General features: G+C 34.7%; 2 protein-coding genes. Both read left to right on the top strand.

Annotated elements, in window-relative coordinates:
* The first annotated feature begins 176 nt into the window (after positions 1-176).
* Positions 177-1,271 (top strand): Gfo/Idh/MocA family protein, encoded by a 1,095-nt coding sequence (locus tag X928_RS08760; RefSeq protein ID WP_103079390.1) that lies wholly within the window; start codon positions 177-179, stop codon positions 1,269-1,271.
* Positions 1,272-1,379: 108 nt separating this feature from the next.
* Positions 1,380-2,525 carry a Gfo/Idh/MocA family protein gene (locus tag X928_RS08755; protein WP_103079389.1) on the top strand — a complete coding sequence of 382 codons (1,146 nt, stop codon included), beginning with the start codon at positions 1,380-1,382 and terminating at the stop codon, positions 2,523-2,525.
* Positions 2,526-2,640: the final 115 nt, after the last annotated feature.

The raw sequence follows: 2,640 nt of genomic DNA, 5'->3' as shown, positions 1-2,640 counted from the left end.
TTTCCTTCCAATCTTCCTGCCATAATATGAATCCCTCCTTTTACTGTGAATATTTTCACAATTAACGATAAATAAAAACGACTAAATTAATCGTATCTAAATTATACCATATTTTTTTAAAAGAAAAAGCATTTATGTTAAAATATTAAAAAGAAATCTTTTTATGGAGGTGTGTTATGTCAAAAAAAATAACCTACGGAATGGTTGGTGGATCCATAGATTCTATGATAGGTGAGGCACATAGAAACGCAATATTATCAGATGGAAGGGCCAAATTAGTTAGTGGCTGTTTTTCAAGGGATTATAAAAAAACATTAAAAACAGGCAAAAAATGGGGCATAAAGAAAGATAGATTGTATGAAAATTACTTGGAAATGGCCGAAGAGGAGAGCAAAAAGAAAAATAAAATTGATTTTGTAGTTATTGCGACTCCGAATGCTTCCCATTATGAAATAGCTAAAACCTTCTTAGAAAAAGGTATAAACGTTGTCTGCGATAAACCCCTCACAACAACAGTAAAAGAAGCTGAAGAGTTAAAACAGTTAGCAGATGATAACGATCTTTTGTTGTGTGTGACGTATTCATATGTGGGGTATCCGGTGATTTCCTTAGCAAGGCACAAAATAGAAAAAGGTGAGTTAGGTGAAATAAGGTTTGTTAACGTACAATATATTCAGGGATGGCTCGCTAAAAAGATCGAAGATGAAAACAAACAAGCCCAATGGAGATTGGATCCAAACCAAAGTGGTTTTGCCAATACTACAGCCGACATAGGCAGTCATGTGGAAAACATGGTTTCATATCTTATTGGAAAAGAAATCGATAGTTTATGTGCTCGCCTTGATACTTTTGTTGAATCGAGAAAATTAGACGACAACTCTACTGTGATGATAAATTTTAAAGATAAAAGTAAAGGGTTACTTTACATGTCTCAAATTGCCATAGGAGAGAACAACAATTTCAACATTTCTGTGTATGGTTCAGAAGCTACACTGAAATGGAGTTTTAAGCAGGCAAACAAATTAACAATTTTGCATGAAGACCACGAAGAAGAGACAATTCAAAATGAGGATGAAATTCCTGGAACAAACATAGGTTTCAAAAATACTTATACCGCATTTATCACCGATTTAATAAATAAAAAGAACGGTGAAATTTTAACCAACGACAATGCCCATTTCCAAAGTGTAAATGCGGGATTAAGAGGGATGAGGTTTATTGAAAAATGTGTAGAAAGTTCAAAAAATGGAGGCATTTGGGTCAAATTTTAAAACCAAACTCCTTTATCCTTATGGGTGGGGAGCGGGGTGAAAGGGCGCTAAAGAAAGGTTAGAGATGCTAAAGAAAGTAAAAAACTCAACTAAGAGGAGGGATAAAATATGTTCAAAAGATTGACTTATGGAATGGTAGGAGGAAGTAAAGACTCTCAAATAGGTATAGTTCACAGAAAAGCTATAAATCTTCATGGGAAGGCAGAATTAGTCTGTGGAAGTTTTTCAAGAAACTTCAAAAACACTTTGGCAACAGGCAAAGAGTTAAAAATAGAAGAGAAAAGATTGTACAGAAATTATGAAGAAATGGCTGAGGAGGAGTCTAAAAGGCCCGATAAAATAGATTTTGTATCCATAGTTACACCCAACAGTTCACATTATGAAGTGGCAAAAAAATTTTTAGAATCTGGAATAAATGTGATGTGTGAAAAACCATTAACCATAACTCTAAAAGAAGCTGAAGAACTAAAACAGTTAGCAAGAAAAAACAACCTACTTTTTGCTGTTGCTTACTCCTATACGGGTTATTCTATGTTAAGATACGCACGGGAGTTAATTAAAAGAGGGGAAATAGGTGAAGTTAGATTTATCAATGGTCGATACATAAGTGAATGGATGGCAAAGGTCCCATTTGCCGGTAAAAATGCTCGCCATGAATGGAGATCAGATCCAAAAGTTTCAGGTCTATCCAACTGTGTCGCTGATATCGGAGTACATGTTAATAACGTGGTTTCTTTCCTAACAGGGTTAAAGATAAAGACCTTAATCGCCAGAATGGACAAGTTTGTAGAGCCAGATAGACTTGATGATAATGCATCTATACTAATAAATTACGATAATGGGGCAGAAGGAATATACTGGACGTCTCAAATTGCTGTGGGACATGAAAATACTTTGGATATCGGTATATATGGGGCAAAGGGATCTATAGAATGGTCACAAGAACACGCAAATTACTTGAAGATCTCTAAAGTGAATCATCCTTTTATAACCTTATCAAGAGGAAGCGAAAAGGTTGATGATTTTATTAAAAATGATTATGTGACTCCTGGTGGGCATCAGGAAGGGTATGTTGAAGCCTTTGCAAGGGTATACGATAAGTTTATAAACGCTATTACAAAAAAGAAAAAAGGAGAACTTTTAGAACAAAGAGACTTAGATTTCCCCACTATAGAAGACGGAGTAGATGGTATGCGGTTTATAGAAAAGTGTATAGAAAGTGCAGAAAAAGGTGCTAGTTGGGTAGAGTTTTGAAATTATCTTGGTTCGATTTTCTAATAGCAAGTATTTTCTCCTTTTGATGGTGACTTATTATTATCTAACATATAAAAAACATCCGCTTTACGCGGATGTTTTGATGATACGATTT

Source organism: Petrotoga miotherma DSM 10691, from assembly GCF_002895605.1.
GTDB lineage: Bacteria > Thermotogota > Thermotogae > Petrotogales > Petrotogaceae > Petrotoga > Petrotoga miotherma.
Note: the sequence above shows the minus strand (reverse complement) of the source record. Positions and strands in the feature narration are given on the sequence as shown.